Source organism: Streptomyces sp. NPDC020958, from assembly GCF_055562175.1.
In genome coordinates this window covers 291,270-307,787 of sequence record NZ_JBVHFU010000010.1, presented here as the reverse complement: position 1 = coordinate 307,787, position 16,518 = coordinate 291,270, and the positions used below count along the sequence as shown (strand labels likewise).

At 71.9% G+C, this 16,518-nt stretch carries 14 protein-coding genes and 1 riboswitch; of the genes, 10 read left to right on the top strand and 4 right to left on the bottom strand.

Annotation, left to right across the window (positions count from 1 at the left end):
* Window positions 1-193 precede the first annotated feature (193 nt).
* A riboswitch (SAM riboswitch) is annotated at window positions 194-310 on the top strand.
* A gap of 164 nt (window positions 311-474) precedes the next feature.
* Entirely contained in the window at window positions 475-1,836 is a 1,362-nt protein-coding gene (locus ACZ3KP_RS27400; RefSeq protein ID WP_467502413.1) for an aminotransferase class V-fold PLP-dependent enzyme, read from the top strand.
* Window positions 1,837-1,984: 148 nt separating this feature from the next.
* On the opposite strand, the gene ACZ3KP_RS27395 is transcribed toward ACZ3KP_RS27400, so the two are convergent.
* Together ACZ3KP_RS27395 and ACZ3KP_RS27390 are read right to left on the bottom strand one after the other, a co-directional pair.
* A complete protein-coding gene (locus tag ACZ3KP_RS27395; protein WP_132886324.1) occupies window positions 1,985-2,266 on the bottom strand; it encodes an Lrp/AsnC family transcriptional regulator in 282 nt (93 codons plus the stop codon).
* A complete protein-coding gene (locus ACZ3KP_RS27390) occupies window positions 2,263-3,006 on the bottom strand; it encodes a rhomboid family intramembrane serine protease (RefSeq protein WP_360560478.1) in 744 nt (247 codons plus the stop codon). Before ACZ3KP_RS27390 ends, ACZ3KP_RS27395 begins: the two co-directional genes overlap by 4 nt.
* 152 nt (window positions 3,007-3,158) lie before the next feature.
* On the opposite strand from ACZ3KP_RS27390, the gene ACZ3KP_RS27385 reads away from it, so the two are divergent.
* The 5 genes from ACZ3KP_RS27385 (at window position 3,159) to ACZ3KP_RS27365 (ending at window position 8,703) form a co-directional block, all read left to right on the top strand.
* A complete protein-coding gene (locus tag ACZ3KP_RS27385) occupies window positions 3,159-3,398 on the top strand; it encodes a hypothetical protein (protein ID WP_132886322.1) in 240 nt (79 codons plus the stop codon).
* A 39-nt stretch (window positions 3,399-3,437) separates the two neighbouring features.
* A complete protein-coding gene (locus tag ACZ3KP_RS27380) occupies window positions 3,438-4,781 on the top strand; it encodes an NYN domain-containing protein (RefSeq protein ID WP_467502410.1) in 1,344 nt (447 codons plus the stop codon).
* 210 nt (window positions 4,782-4,991) lie between these two features.
* On the top strand, window positions 4,992-6,026 hold the full coding sequence (locus ACZ3KP_RS27375; RefSeq protein WP_467502409.1) for a C40 family peptidase: 1,035 nt from the start codon (window positions 4,992-4,994) through the stop codon (window positions 6,024-6,026).
* A gap of 433 nt (window positions 6,027-6,459) precedes the next feature.
* Complete coding sequence (locus tag ACZ3KP_RS27370; RefSeq protein WP_467502407.1) at window positions 6,460-7,476, top strand: C40 family peptidase; 1,017 nt, start codon at window positions 6,460-6,462, stop codon at window positions 7,474-7,476.
* Between the two features lie 30 nt (window positions 7,477-7,506).
* On the top strand, window positions 7,507-8,703 hold the full coding sequence (locus ACZ3KP_RS27365; protein ID WP_467502406.1) for a hypothetical protein: 1,197 nt from the start codon (window positions 7,507-7,509) through the stop codon (window positions 8,701-8,703).
* Here the strand turns inward: ACZ3KP_RS27365 and ACZ3KP_RS27360 are convergent.
* Window positions 8,688-9,932, bottom strand: coding sequence for a glycosyltransferase 87 family protein (locus tag ACZ3KP_RS27360; protein ID WP_467502404.1), 1,245 nt, complete (start codon window positions 9,930-9,932; stop codon window positions 8,688-8,690). The genes ACZ3KP_RS27365 and ACZ3KP_RS27360 overlap by 16 nt on opposite strands.
* A 114-nt stretch (window positions 9,933-10,046) precedes the next feature.
* Between ACZ3KP_RS27360 and ACZ3KP_RS27355 the strand changes: the two genes are divergently transcribed.
* Entirely contained in the window at window positions 10,047-11,189 is a 1,143-nt protein-coding gene (locus ACZ3KP_RS27355; RefSeq protein ID WP_360560430.1) for a glycosyltransferase family 4 protein, read from the top strand.
* 91 nt (window positions 11,190-11,280) lie between these two features.
* Window positions 11,281-12,900 (top strand): GMC oxidoreductase, encoded by a 1,620-nt coding sequence (locus ACZ3KP_RS27350; protein WP_467502429.1) that lies wholly within the window; start codon window positions 11,281-11,283, stop codon window positions 12,898-12,900.
* Between the two features lie 25 nt (window positions 12,901-12,925).
* Here ACZ3KP_RS27350 and ACZ3KP_RS27345 read toward each other — a convergent pair whose 3' ends face one another.
* A complete protein-coding gene (locus ACZ3KP_RS27345; RefSeq protein WP_358975884.1) occupies window positions 12,926-14,722 on the bottom strand; it encodes an AMP-dependent synthetase/ligase in 1,797 nt (598 codons plus the stop codon).
* Between the two features lie 317 nt (window positions 14,723-15,039).
* On the opposite strand from ACZ3KP_RS27345, the gene ACZ3KP_RS27340 reads away from it, so the two are divergent.
* Entirely contained in the window at window positions 15,040-15,837 is a 798-nt protein-coding gene (locus ACZ3KP_RS27340) for a metallophosphoesterase family protein (RefSeq protein WP_467502402.1), read from the top strand.
* Between the two features lie 123 nt (window positions 15,838-15,960).
* Window positions 15,961-16,407, top strand: coding sequence for an SRPBCC family protein (locus ACZ3KP_RS27335; RefSeq protein ID WP_467502400.1), 447 nt, complete (start codon window positions 15,961-15,963; stop codon window positions 16,405-16,407).
* Window positions 16,408-16,518: the final 111 nt, after the last annotated feature.

Here is a 16,518-nt window from a genome sequence, read left to right as displayed (position 1 = left end):
CCCGGGGACGCTTGCGGCGGGGGGGGGGCCTCGGGGCCGCGGCTGCGGTGGGGGGGGGCGCCCCCGTGGTTGCGGGGCCGCCGCGCGGGGGGGGGGGGGGGGGGCCCGCCCCCCCCCCCCCGCGCCTCACACCCGTCCCGTCATCCGGACAGGAGTTGCGCGTCCGCGATCAGTTCACCTACGTTTCTTCCCAGGTCATGAGTGACAGTCATGAGGCCCCGGCCGACTGTCCGGCAACCCTCCGTCCGTGGCGGGGTGCCCCGGGTGAGGACCAGGCCGTGGGCAGCGAGGTCCACGGCAAGCGCGGACCCCTCGTACACCAGGGGTCCTGGTCGTCGAGGAGCCTTCCGTGAGCAAGCGAATGCGATAGGGCCGCAGAGCCCCGCCTCCGCATCCCCCTTTTTCCTTCCCGCCGTTGCTTCGAGCGCGTCCGCTCGCACGGTGGAATCCAGCTGCGCCCACGGGAGTTCACCCATGTCTGTCTCCACCGCCGCCTCCGCCCGTACCGTTTGTGCCCCGCTGCCCGTTCTGGGCCGGGACGTCACCGTCCCGCTCGTCACCGGCGGCGAGGTCGGCTACGCCGCTCTCGACTACGCGGCCAGTGCCCCCGCCCTCCAGCGGGTCTGGGACGACGTGGCGGCGTACGCGCCGTACTACGGCAGCGTCCACCGCGGCGCCGGATACCTCTCCCAGCTGTCCACGGACCTCTTCGAGAACGCCCGGAAGACCGTCGCCGAGTTCCTCGACTGCCGCCCCGACGACGAGCTGGTCTTCACCCGCTCGACCACGGACTCCCTGAACCTCCTGGCCCGCGCCCTCCCCGCCGGCTGCCAGGTCTTCGTCTTCGAGACCGAGCACCACGCCTCGCTGCTGCCCTGGCAGGACGCCCGGGTCAGCTACCTCGACGCCCCCCGCACCCCGGGGCAGGCCGTGGCCACCCTGGAGCGGGCCCTCGCCGGCCGCGATCCGCACGGCCCGGCCCTGGTCTGCGTCACCGGCGCCTCCAACGTCACCGGCGAACTGTGGCCGGTGCGCGAGCTGGCCGCCGCCGCCCACGCGCACGGTGCCCGGATCGTCCTGGACGCCGCCCAGCTCGCCCCGCACCACCCGGTCTCCGTCCGCGACCTCGACGTCGACTGGGTCGCCTTCTCCGGCCACAAGCTGTACGCCCCCTTCGGCTCCGGCGTCCTGGCCGGCCGCGCCGACTGGCTGCGGGCCGCCGAGCCGTACCTCGCGGGCGGCGGCGCCAGCCGCAAGGTCACCCGGCGCGAGGACGGGTCGGTGGCCGTGGAGTGGCACGAGAACGCCGCGCGGCACGAGGCCGGGTCGCCCAACGTGATCGGCGCCTATTCCATCGCCTCCGCCTGCAAGGCGCTGACCGAGGCGGGCTGGGACACCCTGGTCGCCCGCGAGCAGCACCTGATCGCCGGGGTCCGCGCGGGCCTCGCCGAGATCCCCGAGGTCAGGGTCCTCTCCCTGTTCGGCGACGACGCCCCGCGGGTCGGCGTGATCAGTTTCGTGGTGGAGGGGTGGAACAGCTCCCACTTCGCCGCCGCCCTCTCCGCCGAGTACGGCATCGGCGTCCGCGACGGCCTCTTCTGCGCCCACCCCCTGGTCAGGACCCTGCTGGGCGCCGACCCCCAGGCCCAGGGCGAGTGCGGGGCACCGGAGGCGGCACCCGGCGAGAAGGCGCTGAACGCGATCCGGGTGAGCTTCGGCGCGGGCACCCCGGACGAGCACGTCGAGCGCTTCGTGAACGCCGTGCGGGAACTGGTGGCCGACGGCGCCAGGTGGACGTACCGCACGGAGAACGGCCGCTGCGTCCCGGCGGTGTGATCCAACCGACCTCAGGGGCAGCGCCCCAGAGGGGCGCGGGGAACTGCGCGACCAGCCCCCACCGGCCCGCAGCCGGGCGCGAAGCATCGTGGTCCACTGCGGGTCCGTCGTGGCTGAGCGCGCAGTTCCCCGCCCCCCTTCAGGGCGCTCAGCTGTCCAGGCCGATCGCGAACGCCGCCTCCAGGTCGTGCTGGGAGTACGTGCGGAACGCGACGTGCGTGTCCGTGGCCTCCACGCCCTGGATCCTGCTGATCCGGCCCGGGATGACCTCGGCCAGGTCCTCGTGCTGCTGCACCCGGACCATGGCGATCAGGTCGTACGTACCGGTGACGGAGAAGACCTCGCTGACGCTCTCCAGCGCGGCGATCTGTTCCGCGATCTCGGGGATCCGGTCCACGCTGGTCTTGATGAGGACGATCGCGGTGATCACGGCTGGTTCTCTCCCTCGGGAGCCGGAGCTGGGGCGGATCTCACTCTAGTCGTACGGCCATATCTCACCCAGGCGTAGCCGAAGCCGAGGCCGAAGCCGATCAGGTGGGCGAGGTAGGCCACGCCGGGGCCGGAGGGCGCCCGGTCCAGGGCCAGCCACTGCAGGGCCGCCCAGAACGGCAGCACCACCCAGGCCGGGAACCGCAGCGGCAGGAAGAAGAGGAAGGGCAGGAGACTGGTCACGCGGGCGCTGGGGAACAGGTAGAGGAATGCCCCGAGGACCGCCGAGATCGCCCCGGACGCCCCCACCAGGGACTGCTGGGACGTGGCGTTGGCCGCCGCGTAGCCGAGCAGCGCGAGGTAGCCGCAGCCGAGGTAGAAGAGGGTGAACTCCACCCGGCCCATCCGTTCCTCGGTCATCGCCCCGAAGACGAAGAGGAAGAGCATGTTGCCGAGCAGGTGCACCCAGCTGCCGTGGATGAACAGCGCCGTGGCCGGGGTGAGCAGCTCGCCGGCCGGCCCGTCGAACAGATCGGCCGGAACCACCCCCCACCCCCGGAAATACGCCCGCTGCGCCGCCGCCAGGGCCGCCCCGGTGCCGTAGGAGGGGGTGAGGCCGGAGGCGGGCCCGAGAACGAAGACCAGGCAGCACACGGCGATCAGGGCGTACGTCATGGGCGCGGACGTCCCCCGCAGGCCCCGCAGGGTCCGGGCGGCCGTCGTGTTCCAGTTGCCGATCATGGACATAGAGCATGGCGTAACGGGACGCAACCGCGCAGATCGCCTCGCCGCCGTGGACGGGGCGGCGTCGGGTGCCCACCAGGCCGTAGGGTACGAGCCACACGCGTCGGCACGGCGCGTCACGGACACTAGAAGGAAGCGAACAAGCCACGATGACGGTTCCCCTGCCGACCGCCTCCACGCGGTGGCGCTGCACCCTCTGCGGCAACCTCACGCGCTTCGACGTGACCCGCTCGTCGAAGGTCGTCGAGTACGTGCACCTGGACCTGGCCGGTGAGCCCAGCGTCGAGGAGCGCGAGGTGGTCAGTGAGACCATCGAGTCGGTGCGCTGCCGCTGGTGCAACGCGGTGGACCAGGTGGAACTCGTGGACAGGCCGGGCGCCGGCTCCTGAGACCGGGAGCGGCACCGCACAGGTGATGGGGTGTGACGGATGGTGGAGACCACGGGCGGGGGGCCGGGCGACGGCACCGCCGAGGTGCTTGACCGTCCGCTGCCCGACGGAGTGCGACGGCGGGTCGTGCAGATCGTCTCGGACGGGTTCGGCGGGCTGACCGTCGGCGAACTGCCCGCGCAGCTGCGGCAGTACGCCCGGTTCGCCCCCAATCGCCGGGCCAAGTTCGCCGGCAACGCGATGGCGGCCGCGCTGGAGACGGACCCCCTCTTCCGGCAGCGGATCGGGGAGAAGCTGAGAGAGGCCCAGCCGGAACTGGCCGGCGCCCTGGACTCCGGCTCCCCGCCCCCGGCCGCGGACCCGCTCGACGTGGCGGCCGCGGCCTATGTGCTGCGCCCCGTCGACTGGGTGAAGCTCGTGACGGCGGCCGGCGAGGAGGCCCAGCGGGCGGACGCCGAGCGGGCCGGCGAGGAGAGCCGGGCCGAGCTGGAGCGGCTGCGCGAGGACCTGGACCGGGCCCGGGAGCTGACGCGCAGCGAGACGGAGCGGCTGCGCGCCGAGCTGGACGCGGCGAGGAAGGAAGCCGAATCGCTGCACCGCAAGCTGCGCGCGGCCGTCAGCGACGTCAGACGCGGTGAGGCCGCGCTGCGCAAGATGCAGGGCGATCTGGAGACGGTGCGGGCCGAGGGGCAGAGCCAGGTGTCCGCCGCCGAGAGCGAGAGCCGGCGGCTCAAGGCACGGCTCGGCGAGGTCGAGGCCGCCCTGGAGGCGAGCCGCCGGGCCGCCCGCGAGGGGCGCAGCGTCGAGGACATGAGAGTGCGGCTGCTGCTCGACACCGTGCTCGACGCGGCCCAGGGCCTGCGCCGCGAACTGGCCCTGCCGCCGGTGTCGGTGCGTCCCGCCGAGACGGTGGACGCGGTCGAGCCGGGCCGGATGACCCCGAAGGACATCGCGGCGCGCGCCCTGTCCGAGCACGACCCTGCCATTCTCGACCAGCTCCTCGCCCTGCCGCAGGCGCACCTGGTCGTCGACGGCTACAACGTCACCAAGACCGGTTATCCGCAGATGCCGTTGGAGAAGCAGCGGCTGCGGCTGCTCGGCCAGCTCTCCCAGCTCGCCGCGGCGACCGGCGCCGAGGTCACCTGTGTCTTCGACGGCGCGGAACTGGCCGCGCCGGTGCTGCTCGCCCCGCCGCGCGGGGTCCGGGTGCTCTTCTCGAAGCCCGGTGTCACCGCGGACGAGCTGATCCGCCAGCTGGTGCGCGCCGAGCCGCCGGGTCGCCCGGTGATCGTCGCCTCGACCGACCGCGAGGTCGCCGACGGGGTCGCGAAGGCGGGTGCCCGGCCGGTGGCTTCTGCGATGCTTCTGAAGCGACTGTCCTGAAAGCGCAACGTGCATATGCAATGCCCGAATTGACCGAACAGTCACGCAACGTAGCGTCAATCCGGCATCACGGCAGGTTAGTTCTGTGCAAAGAGTGCGTTGCGTGACCAGATTTTTGGCTCCTGGGTTTGAACTGATCACAGGAGGGTCACTAGGGTCTGGGCTCGAACCTCCACACGGGTGATCACTCAAAAGAAGGAGCCCGTCTCCGTGGCGTCCCATCGTCGACCCAAGCAGCCGAGCCGTGCGCGCGTGACCGTGCTCACCACCGCAGCAGCGGCGGCCGTAGTCCTCAGTGCCAACGCCGCCAACGCGGCGCCCAGCCAGAAGCTGAGCAAGGACGAGGTCAAGGCGAAGGTCGACAAGCTCTACGAGGAGGCCGAGCAGGCCACCGAGAAGCTGGACGGCGCCAAGGACAAGCAGCAGAAGCTGCAGAAGGAGATCTCCACGATCCAGGACAACGTGGCTCGTGGCCAGGAGGACCTCAACAAGCTGCGGGACAGCCTCGGTTCGCTGGCCACCGCGCAGTACCGCTCCGGCGGCATAGACCCCTCCGTCCAGCTCTTCCTCTCGTCGAACCCCGACGACTACCTCGACAAGGCCTCCACGCTCGACCAGTTGAGCAGCCAGCAGGTCGAGGCCCTGAAGAAGATCCAGGACAAACAGCGCGAACTCGCCCAGGAGCGGGCAGAGGCCTCGGACAAGCTGAAGGACCTCTCCGCCACCCGTGCCGAGCTGGCCAAGCAGAAGACCGCCGTCCAGGGCAAGCTCGCCGACGCGCAGAAGCTGCTCAACACCCTGACGGCCAAGGAGAAGGCAGCGCTCGACAGGGAGCAGGCCCAGGCCGCCAGCCGTGCCACCGCCCGGGTGGACCTCGGCAACACCGGCTCCGCCTCCGGCCGGGCCGCCGCCGCCTTCGCCGCCGCCCAGTCCGTGATCGGCTCGCCCTACGTCTACGGCGCCTCCGGACCGTCCTCCTTCGACTGCTCGGGTCTGACCTCCTGGGCCTACGCCCAGGCCGGCGTCACCATCCCGCGCACCTCCGAGGCGCAGGCCAACGCCGGTACCCGCATCTACAGCGAGAGCGACCTCAAGGTCGGCGACCTGGTCATCTTCTTCGGCGACTACCACCACGTCGGCCTGTACGCGGGCAACGGTCAGGTGCTGCACGCCCCGCACACGGGTGCCGTCGTCCGCTACGAGGCGATGAGCGACATGACCTTCGAGTTCGGCGTCCGGATCTGACCACCCCATCCGGTCATCGCGACACCCGTACGGCCGAAGATCAACTCGCGGTGGCGCCCGAACGGGCGAATCCTGTCAGCGTGATGTGACCCCCGCCCCGCCCTGACCTGCGTCAGAGGCGGGGCTCTTCGTCGTGCCCCGTGGCGGGTCTTTGGCCGTGATGTCCCGGCGCGGCTAGCATCGCCGCGTCCGAAGACGGAAATCGTCGGACCTACCGCCGGACGGGCGGAATGTCAGGCCTGTGGAGGCTGCGCGAGACCGACCCGCAAGGGTGGGCCGCGGCCCGTGAAGCAGGAACCCGCGGTGGCGCCGCCGAGCGGCGCGGACCGGAATCCCCCGCCCGCCGGGAGGGGGAGGGCGTCAGTGCCGGCGCGTTCCCCCGGAACCGGGGAAGACCGCCGGCCTCCGACGATCGGAAGGAGTGCGGGCTCCCTTGGGGTCTCATCGCCGTCTCGCACCGTCCGGGTTCAACCGGGGCGCCGGTGCCGCCCTCTGTGCGCTGTCGGCCGCGGCCGCCGCCCTCGGCGCGGTGCCCGCGAGCGCCGCCCCGCGGACCGACACCCGGGCCGAGGTGGACCGGTTGTACCAGCAGGCCGAGGAGGCGACCCAGGCCTACGACAAGGCCGACGAACAGGCCGGCACGCTGCGCCGGGAGGTGCACGACTCCCAGGACCGGATCGCCCGCCAGCAGCAGCGCATCAACACCCTGCGGGAGGCGCTCGGTTCGCTGGCCGGCGCCCAGTACCGCGCCGGGGGCCTCGACCCCACCGTGGCCCTGCTGTTCTCCGACGACCCCGAGCAGTACCTCGACCGGGCGTCCCTCCTCGACCGCATCGACGTCCGCCGGGCCGGGCAGCTCGGCGAACTCCAGTCGGCGATGCGCGAACTCGCCCAGGAGCGCGCCGAGGCCGCCGGGAAACTCGCCGAACTGGAGCGCAGCCGTCGCGCGGTCGCCTCCCACAAGGCCGTCGTGGAACGCAAGCTCGCCCAGGCCCGGACCCTGCTCAACGCGCTGCCCACCGCGGACCGCGCCGCCTTCGAGCACGCCTCCCGCGGTGACGGCCGCGCCGACCTGCCCGACCTGACCGGTGCGCTCCCCCCGGACGCCCGCGCCGCCGCCGCGATCGCCGCCGCCCGCTCCGCCCTGGGCAAGCCCTACGTCTGGGGTGCCAGCGGCCCCTCCGGCTTCGACTGCTCGGGCCTGATGCAGTGGTCGTACGCGCACGCCGGCATCCACCTGCCGCGCACCTCGCAGGAGCAGCGCTACGCCGGCCACCAGGTCCCGCTCTCCCAGGTGCAACCCGGTGACCTGGTCGTCTACCGGTCCGACGCCAGCCATGTGGCGATGTACGTCGGCAACGGCCAGGTCATCCACGCCCCCTACCCGGGCGCCCCGGTCCGCTACGACCCGGTCGGGATGATGCCGGTGTCCTCCGTCACCCGGCCCTGAATCGCGCGCCCCGCCCCGTACGATCGGCAAGTGGCTGGTCGTTGGCGGGCGTGGCGCTCAGGAGCGGTGGGGCTGTGTCTGCTGCTCCTGCCGCTGGCCGGATGCGATGGCGGACAGCCGTCGGCGGGCACGGCGACGGCACAGGTGCAGCGGGTCCTGGACCGGCGCGCGGCCGCCGTCCTCGGCCACGACCGGCGCGCGTACGGCGAGACGGGCACCGTGGGTTCGTACGCGAACCTGCGGGCCGTACCGCTCGCGCAGTGGAGCTACCGGGTGACCGCAGTGCACCGGGACGGCGCCGGGGCCACCGCCGACGCCCAGCTCAGCTTCCGGATCCGGGGCTACGACGCGGCGCCGGTGACCACCGCCCGTACGCTCACCCTGGACCGCACCGCCGACGGCCGGTGGTACGTCACCCGTGACCGGCCCGCCGAGGAGACCGGCCAGCAACTGTGGGACCAGGGCACGGTACGCACGGTCCGGGGCACCCACAGCCTGGTCCTCGGCGTCGGCCAGTCCGAGAGCGCGCTGCGCGGCTACGCCCGCCTCGCCGACACCGCCGTCCCGGAGGTCACCAAGGCCTGGGGCGCGGACTGGACCCGGCGGGTGGTCCTGCTCGTGCCCAGGTCGCTGGACGCCATGGCGGGCCTGCTCGGCGCGCCCGCCGCCAACTACCGGGGCATCGCCGCCGTCACCACCGGCGAGGTGGGAGGCTCCGGGCGGACCCCCGCGGACCGGGTGATCCTCAACCCGGAGGCGTACGCCGTCCTCGCCCCGGTCGGCAAGCAGGTGGTCCTCACCCACGAGACCACCCATGTCGCCACCCGCGCCCACACCACGCCCGCCACCCCGCTGTGGCTCTCCGAGGGCTACGCCGACTGGATCGGCTACCTCGACACCGGCCGCACCCCCACCGAGGCCGCCCCGGAACTCGCCCGCGCCGTCCGGTCCGGGCAGGTACCGGCGGGCCTCCCGGCGGACAAGGAGTTCGGCTTCACCGACGACCCCACCAAACTGGCCCAGGCCTACGAGGGCGGCTGGCTGGCCTGCCGGATGATCGCCGCCCACTGGGGCGAGGAGCGGCTGGGCGCCTTCTACCGGGCCGTCGGGGCCCACCCGGCCCGCACGGGCGCGGTGGAGGACGCCCTGCGCAAGGAGCTCGGCACCACCCTGCCGGCCTTCACCGAACGCTGGCGCGCCTACCTGACGGCTCAGCTCGGCGACTGAGTGAGCTTCTCCTCCGGCGCGGCGCCCCGCCGGACGGGCACCGGCGGGGACGCCACCGCGGTCACGGTGGACCGCCACAGCACGCGTGCCGCCGTACCGGCCGCCGCGACCAGCAGGCCGTTGCGCAGCAGCAGGAGGGCGACGCCGTACCAGTCGCTCACCACGACGTGCGCGAAGCCGATCGGGAACTCCAGGACCGTCACGAAGGCCGCCAGCAGGACCAGCACCGCCGGCACGGTCATCCGGCCGGCCCGGAAGCACAGGCAGACGGCGGCCAGGCCCACCAGCCACACCAGGTACTGGGGGCTGATCACCCGGCTGGTGACCGTGAACATCAGCACGGCGGTGAACGCGGCGTCCGCGAGCGTGTGGGAGCGGAAACGGGCCGCCGACAGCCGCCACAGCAGCAGCCAGCCGAAGGCGAGCACGGTGAGCAGCAGGGCCGCCGAACTCACCGCCCGCACGTGCGGGCCGAGGAATTCGATCGAGCCGTAGTGGAGCAGCACCTCGCCGTGCCAGCCGAAGTGCCGGGCGACGTGGAAGACCAGCCCGCCCAGCGACTCCACCTCGGTGCCCCGGTCACGCTGGAAGGCGAGGAACGCGAACGCGCCCGGCGCGGCCACCGCGAACAGCGCTCCGACCGCGCCCGCCGTGAGCGCCGCCCACGCCCAGGCCCGCCGCCGTACCGCACCCACCAGGAGCAGCGCCGGCCACACCTTGACCATCGCGCCGAACCCGGCCAGCGCCCCCATGATCCGGGGATGCCGGGCCCCGGCGAGCAGCGCGGCCACCGCGACGGCGGTGACCATCAGGTCGTAGCGGCAGTACACGGTCGGGCCGAGCAGCGGCACGCCGAGCACCCAGACCCAGGCGCCGCGCAGCGTACGGCCGGGGCGCCGGCCCGTGTGGAGCAGCAGGGCCAGCACCACCAGGTCGGCGAGGAGGGCCAGCACGAAGAAGGCGGTCGGGTAGGCCAGGAAGGGCAGGAGGCCGGGGGAGAGGATCGCCAGGGCGGCGGCCGGCGGGTACTGCCAGGTGACGTCGTCCAGCGGGAACGTGCCGTGCCGCAGGACCTCGTACCAGCCCTGGTAGATCACGGACACGTCGGTGGTGACGTCCGCGCCGGGCAGGACGAACACCTTGAGGACGAAGAGCAGCAGCACCAGCCGGGTGACCCCCCAGACGCCGAGCAGCGACGCCGGGGCACGCTTCACGCCCGTCGTGTCCACCTGAGCCCCTGTCCTTCGGTGTGCCGTGTCCGGTCGGGCCACATGATCTCCCGCGGGCCTGTGCGGGAGCCATGAGGCACGGCCGGACGGACGGTGCGGGTAAGGTCTGCGGCGATGCACAAGACCCTCATCGTGACGAACGACTTCCCGCCCCGGCCGGGCGGGATCCAGGCCTTCCTGCACAACATGGCCCTGCGGCTGGACCCCGAGCGGCTCGTCGTCTACGCGTCCACGTGGAAGCGGAGCCGGGAGGGCGCCCTGGCCACCGCCGCGTTCGACGCGGAGCAGCCCTTCACCGTCGTACGCGATCGTACGACGATGCTGCTGCCGACGCCCGGGGCGACCCGCACGGCGGTCGGGCTGCTCCGGGAGCACGGGTGCACGTCCGTGTGGTTCGGGGCGGCGGCGCCGCTCGGGCTGATGGCGCCGGCGCTGCGCCGGGCGGGTGCCGAGCGGCTGGTGGCCACCACGCACGGGCACGAGGCCGGGTGGGCCCAGCTGCCCGCCGCGCGGCAGCTGCTCGGGCGGATCGGCGAGACCACCGACACGATCACCTACCTGGGCGAGTACACCCGGTCCCGGATCGCGACCGCGCTCAGTGCGCGGGCGGCGGCCCGGATGGTGCAGCTGCCGCCGGGCGTGGACGAGAAGACCTTCCATCCCGGCTCCGGGGGCGCCGAGGTGCGGGCGCGGCTGGGGCTGACCGACCGGCCGGTGGTGGTGTGCGTCTCGCGGCTGGTGCCGCGCAAGGGGCAGGACACGCTGATCCGCGCGATGCCGCGGATCCTGGCCGCCGAGCCGGACGCGGTGCTGCTGATTGTCGGGGGCGGCCCGTACGAGGGCGACCTGCGGCGGCTGGCCCGGGAGACCGGCGTCGAGGCGTCGGTGCGGTTCACGGGGGCCGTGCCGTGGGCCGAGCTGCCGGCGCACTTCGGGGCGGGTGACGTGTTCGCGATGCCGTGCCGGACCCGGCGGGGCGGGCTGGACGTGGAGGGGCTCGGGATCGTGTACCTGGAGGCCTCGGCGACCGGGCTGCCGGTGGTGGCCGGGGACTCCGGGGGCGCGCCGGACGCGGTGCTCGACGGGGAGACCGGGTGGGTGGTGCGGGGCGGGGTCGTGGCGGAGGCCGCCGAGCGGATCGTCGTGCTGCTGGGGGACGCGGAGCTGCGGCGGCGGATGGGGGAGCGGGGGCGGCAGTGGGTCGAGGAGAAGTGGCGGTGGGATCTCCTCGCGGAGAGGCTGAAAGAGCTGTTGTAAAAGTCTGTTCCAAGGGCCTGCGGCAAAGAGTGCGGGGCCCCTAGGCGGAACCGGAAAATCCGCACATGCTGCGCGCATGGCAGCAAAACTGATGCAGCGTCAGCTGACGAGACGTCACATTCTGGGCATGATCGCCCTCCAGACCGCCGCCGCGGCCGGTCTCACCCGGGTCCAGCTCCAGTCGGCGCAGGCCGCCGAGGAGGCCGCCGCCGTCGACAACGCGCCCGCCATCGTGGTCGGTTCGGGCTACGGCGGGGCTGTGGCCGCGCTCCGGCTCGGACAGGCCGGGGTGCGCACCCTCATGATCGAGATGGGGCAGCTGTGGAACACGGCGGGCTCCGACGGAAAGATCTTCTGCTCCACCGCCGCCCCGGACCAGCGGTCCATGTGGTTCAAGACCCGCACCGAGGCACCGCTCGCCACGTTCCTCTGGCTGGACGTCGTCAACAAAAACATCACCGCCTATCCCGGCGTCCTGGACCGGGTGCACTACGACAACATGTCCGTGTACGTGGGACGGGGCGTCGGCGGCGGGTCCCTGGTCAACGGCGGGATGGCGGTCACGCCCCGCCAGTCGTACTTCACCGAGCAGTTCCCGACCGTGGACGCGAACGCGATGTACACCACGTACTACCCGCGCGCCCGCGCCATGCTCGGCGTGAACTCCGTCGACCCCACCTGGTTCGAGTCGACCGAGTGGTACCAGTTCGCCCGGACCTCGCGGAAGGCCGCCGCCAACACCGGGCTCACCACCACCTTCGTACCGAACGTCTACGACTTCGGGTACATGGCGCAGGAGGCCGCCGGCACCGTCCCGAAGTCCGCGCTCGCCCAGGAGGTCATCTACGGCAACAACCACGGCAAGAAGAGCCTCGACAAGACCTACCTCGCCGCCGCCCTGGGCACCGGCAACCTGACCATCCACACCCTGGAGAAGGTCAAGGCGGTCACCCGGGCCGCCGACGGGTCGTACGTGCTGAGCGTCGACCGGATCGACACGACCGGGGCCGTGGTCGAGAGCAAGCAGTACAGCTGCACGTACCTGTTCCTCGGCGGCGGCAGCCTCGGCACCACCGAGCTGCTCGTGCGGGCCAGGGACACCGGGGCGCTGCCCGCGCTCGACTCCCGCGTGGGCGGCGGCTGGAGCACCAACGGCAACACCATGCTCGGACGCGCCAACCACATCTGGGACACCACCGGCGCCAACCAGTCGACCATGCCGGTGATGGGCATCGACGACTGGGCCAACACCGACAACCCGGTCTTCGCGGAGATCGCGCCACTGCCCATCGGGTTCGAGACCTGGGTGAGCCTGTACCTGGCGATCACCAAGAACCCGCAACGCGCCACGTTCACCTACGACTCCGCGAGCGACGCGGTGAAGCTGGGCTGGACCGCGGCCCAGAGCGCGGTCTCGGTCGCCATGGCCAAGAAGCTGTTCGACCGGATCAACGCGGCCAACGCGACGATCTACCGGTACGACCTGTTCGGGTCGTCGAGCAAGGTGTTCGCGGACGACTTCTGCTACCACCCGCTGGGCGGCTGCGTCCTGGGGCAGGCGACCGACGACTACGGCCGTGTGAAGGGCTATTCGAAGCTGTACGTCACGGACGGCTCCCTGGTCCCCGGGAACATCGGCGTGAACCCGTTCGTGACCATCACCGCGCTCGCCGAGCGGACGATGGAACGGGTTCTGGCCCAGGACTTCTGAGACCCGCCGAGCCGCACGCGCCGTCCTACTTCTGGTAGATGGCCTCGATCTCGTTCGCGTAGTCCTTCGCCACCACATTGCGCTTGAGCTTCAGGGACGGCGTCAGGTGGCCCGACTCCTCCGAGAACTGGGAGGACAGAATGCGGAACTTCCGCACCGATTCCGCCTTCGACACCGCGGCGTTGCCGTCGTCGACCGCGGCCTGGATCGCAGCGTTCAGATCCGGGTCGTCACGCAGCGACGCCGCGGTGGCACCCGCCGGCTTCCCGTGCTCGGCCGCCCAGCGGCCCAGGAACTCCTCGTCGATGGTGACCAGCGCGCCCACGAACGGCCGCCCGTCGCCCACCACCATGCACTCCGCGACCAGCGCGTGCGCGCGGATCCGGTCCTCGATCACGGCCGGGGCGACGTTCTTGCCGCCCGCGGTGACGATGATCTCCTTCTTGCGGCCGGTGATCCTGAGGTAGCCGTCCTCGTCCAGGGTGCCGATGTCCCCGGTGTGGAACCAGCCGTCGGCCAGCGCCTCGGCGGTCGCGGCCTCGTTGTTCCAGTAGCCCTTGAACAGGTGCTCGCCGTGCAGCAGCACCTCGCCGTCGTCCGCGATCCGGACCACCGAACCGGGCAGCGGCTGACCGACCGTGCCGATCTTCTGCCGGTCCCAGGGGTTGAACGCGGTCGCCGCGCAGGACTCGGTCAGGCCGTAGCCCTCCAGGACCGTGAAGCCGATGCCGCGGAAGAAGTGCCCGAGACGCTCGCCGAGCGGGGCGCCGCCGGAGATGGCGTACTCGCCCTTGCCGCCGAGCACCGCCCGCAGCTTGCTGTAGACGAGCTTGTCGAAGGTCCGGTGCTTGATCTTCAGGCCGAGGGACGGGCCGGACGGCGTGTCCAGTGCCTGGCTGTACGCGATCGCGGTGTCCGCCGCCTTGTCGAAGATCTTGCCCTTGCCGTCGGCCTGCGCCTTGGCGCGCGCCGAGTTGTACACCTTCTCGAAGACCCGGGGGACGCCGAGGACCAGCGTCGGCCGGAAGGAGGCCAGCTCGTCGGTGAGGTTCTTGATGTCCGGGACGCAGCCCAGCTTGATCGGCGCCATCATCGGGGCGATCTGCACGAGCCTGCCGAAGACGTGCGCGAGCGGGAGGAAGAGCAGCACGGAACACTCGCCGGTGCGGAACAGCGGGCGCAGTCGCTCCACGATGTTCCCGCACTCCGCGAAGAAGCTGCGGTGGGTGAGCACACAGCCCTTGGGACGCCCGGTCGTACCGCTCGTGTAGACGATGGTCGCCGGGTCGTCCGCCTTCGCCTGCGAGCTGCGCTCCTCGACGGTCGCGTCGGTCACGCCCTGGCCGAGCCTGCCCAGCTCCTCCAGGGCGCCGGCCTCGATCCCCCAGACGTGCTTGAGCGCGGGCAGCGTCTCGCGCACCGACTCCACGGCGGCCGTGTGGCTGTCGAGTTCCACGATGCAGGCGGTGGCCCCGGAGTCGCTGAGGATCCACTGCACCTGCTCCGGCGAGCTGGTCTCGTACACCGGCACGGTGACCGCGCCGGCGCACCAGATCGCGAAGTCGAGGAGCGTCCACTCGTAGCGGGTGCGGGACATCAGGCCGACCCGGTCGCCGGGCTGGATCCCGGCGGCGATGAGGCCCTTGGCGGCCGCGTGCACCTCGGCGAGGAAGGCGGTGGCGGTGACGTCCTGCCAGACGCCGCCGACCTTGCGGGCCATCACGGCGACGTCCGGATGCTGCGCGGCGTTTCTGCGGACGATGTCGGTCAGGTTTCCGTCCGCGGGGACCTCGTACAAAGCCGGAAGGCTGAACTCGCGCAAGACTGCTGCTCCTCATAGGGCGCCGGCGCCACGACGTTGTGCGATGCGACGGTGCGGTCCACGGCTCGGGCAGGTACTCAGGGCTTCGCCGCGGGCCGGAAGATCCGTTGGTTGAAATCCTGAGGACGACTGGACTGCCCGGACGTTACCCGCCGGTATGGCTTCTTCGACAGGGGGTCCCGGCGAGATGTTCGCTGCGTCACACAGGTTGGTGTTCCTTCGCGTACGGTAGTCCACGGCTGTAGTGACTGACCAGTAACCGCAGGTCCGCCCATCGCCTGTTCACAAGTGCGCCGCCCGACCTACCCTTGATCACCATGGCAGCCACACCCCCCGGCGTCCGAAGGACCCGCGTCCACGTGGTCAGCGACGTCCACGGCAACGCCCGTGACCTGGCCAGGGCCGGCGACGGTGCCGACGCCCTGATCTGTCTCGGCGACCTCGTCCTCTTCCTCGACTACGCCGACCACTCCCGCGGCATCTTCCCCGACCTGTTCGGCGTCGAGAACGCCGACCGCCTCGTCGAACTGCGCACCGCCCGCCGCTTCGCGGAGGCCCGGGAGCTGGGTGCGCGGCTGTGGGGCGGGATCGACATGGACCGGGCGAGCGCGATCGAGAAGGCGGTGCGCAAGCAGTACGCAGAGATGTTCGCGGCGTTCCCGGCACCGACGTACGCGACCTACGGCAACGTCGACATGCCGCAGCTGTGGCCCGAGTACGCGGGGCCCGGCACGACGGTCCTGGACGGGCAGCGGGTGGAGATCGGCGGGTGGGTGTTCGGCTTCGTGGGCGGCGGCCTGCGCACCCCGATGCGCACCCCCTACGAGATCTCCGACGAGGAGTACGCGGCGAAGATCGAGGCGGTCGGCGAGGTCGACGTGCTCTGCACGCACATCCCGCCGGAGGTGCCCGAGCTGGTCTACGACACCGTGGCGCGCCGCTTCGAACGGGGCAGCCGCGCGCTGCTGGACGCCATCCGGCGCACCCGGCCGCGCTACTCCCTCTTCGGACATGTCCACCAGCCGCTGGTGAAACGCATGCGGATCGGCGCCACCGAGTGCGTGAACGTCGGGCACTTCGCCAGCGCGGGGCGGCCCTGGGCGCTCGAATGGTGACAGCCCCGGACACGGGGGTGAAGGCTGCTGGTCGGGCGCGCGGTAGCCTTCACGCTGCACACGCGTGCGCACGCGCGTGCAGCGACCTCTTCATACCGGCCTGCATCCGGAGGAGCCACGGCGATGGCGGAACACACCAGCTCGAGCATCACGATCGAGGCGGCCCCGGCCGACGTCATGGCGGTGATCGCCGACTTCGCCCGGTATCCGGACTGGACCGGTGAGGTGAAGGAGGCGGAGGTGCTCAAGACCGACGCCCGGGGGCGCGCCGAGCAGGTCCGCCTCGTCATGGACGCGGGTGCGATCAAGGACGACCAGACGCTCGGGTACACGTGGACCGGTGACAACGAGGTCTCCTGGACGCTGGTGAAGTCGCAGATGCTGCGGTCGCTGGACGGGTCGTACCTGCTGAAGCCGGCGGGGGCGGGGGCGACCGAGGTCACGTACTCGCTGACGGTGGACGTCAAGATCCCGATGCTGGGGATGATCAAGCGCAAGGCCGAGAAGGTCATCATCGACCGCGCGCTGGCGGGGCTGAAGAAGAGGGTGGAGGCGGGAGAGCAGTCGTAGGGCTCCGGGTGCCTGGGGGCTTGTCGCGCAGTTCCTCCCCCCAGCCTTCGGCCGGGGGCACCCCCAGCGCCCCTGACGGGGCGCTTCGCTGTAGCCGCCCTGCTCACGCCG

Bases quoted from the DNA above. Each gene is read 5' to 3' on its own strand.
- ACZ3KP_RS27400 (WP_467502413.1), top strand. From the start codon at position 475: ATGTCTGTCTCCACCGCCGCCTCCGCCCGTACCGTTTGTGCCCCGCTG.
- ACZ3KP_RS27390 (WP_360560478.1), bottom strand. From the start codon at position 3,006: ATGATCGGCAACTGGAACACGACGGCCGCCCGGACCCTGCGGGGCCTG.
- ACZ3KP_RS27385 (WP_132886322.1), top strand. From the start codon at position 3,159: ATGACGGTTCCCCTGCCGACCGCCTCCACGCGGTGGCGCTGCACCCTC.
- ACZ3KP_RS27380 (WP_467502410.1), top strand. From the start codon at position 3,438: ATGGTGGAGACCACGGGCGGGGGGCCGGGCGACGGCACCGCCGAGGTG.
- ACZ3KP_RS27355 (WP_360560430.1), top strand. From the start codon at position 10,047: ATGCACAAGACCCTCATCGTGACGAACGACTTCCCGCCCCGGCCGGGC.
- ACZ3KP_RS27350 (WP_467502429.1), top strand. From the start codon at position 11,281: ATGCAGCGTCAGCTGACGAGACGTCACATTCTGGGCATGATCGCCCTC.
- ACZ3KP_RS27340 (WP_467502402.1), top strand. From the start codon at position 15,040: ATGGCAGCCACACCCCCCGGCGTCCGAAGGACCCGCGTCCACGTGGTC.
- ACZ3KP_RS27335 (WP_467502400.1), top strand. From the start codon at position 15,961: ATGGCGGAACACACCAGCTCGAGCATCACGATCGAGGCGGCCCCGGCC.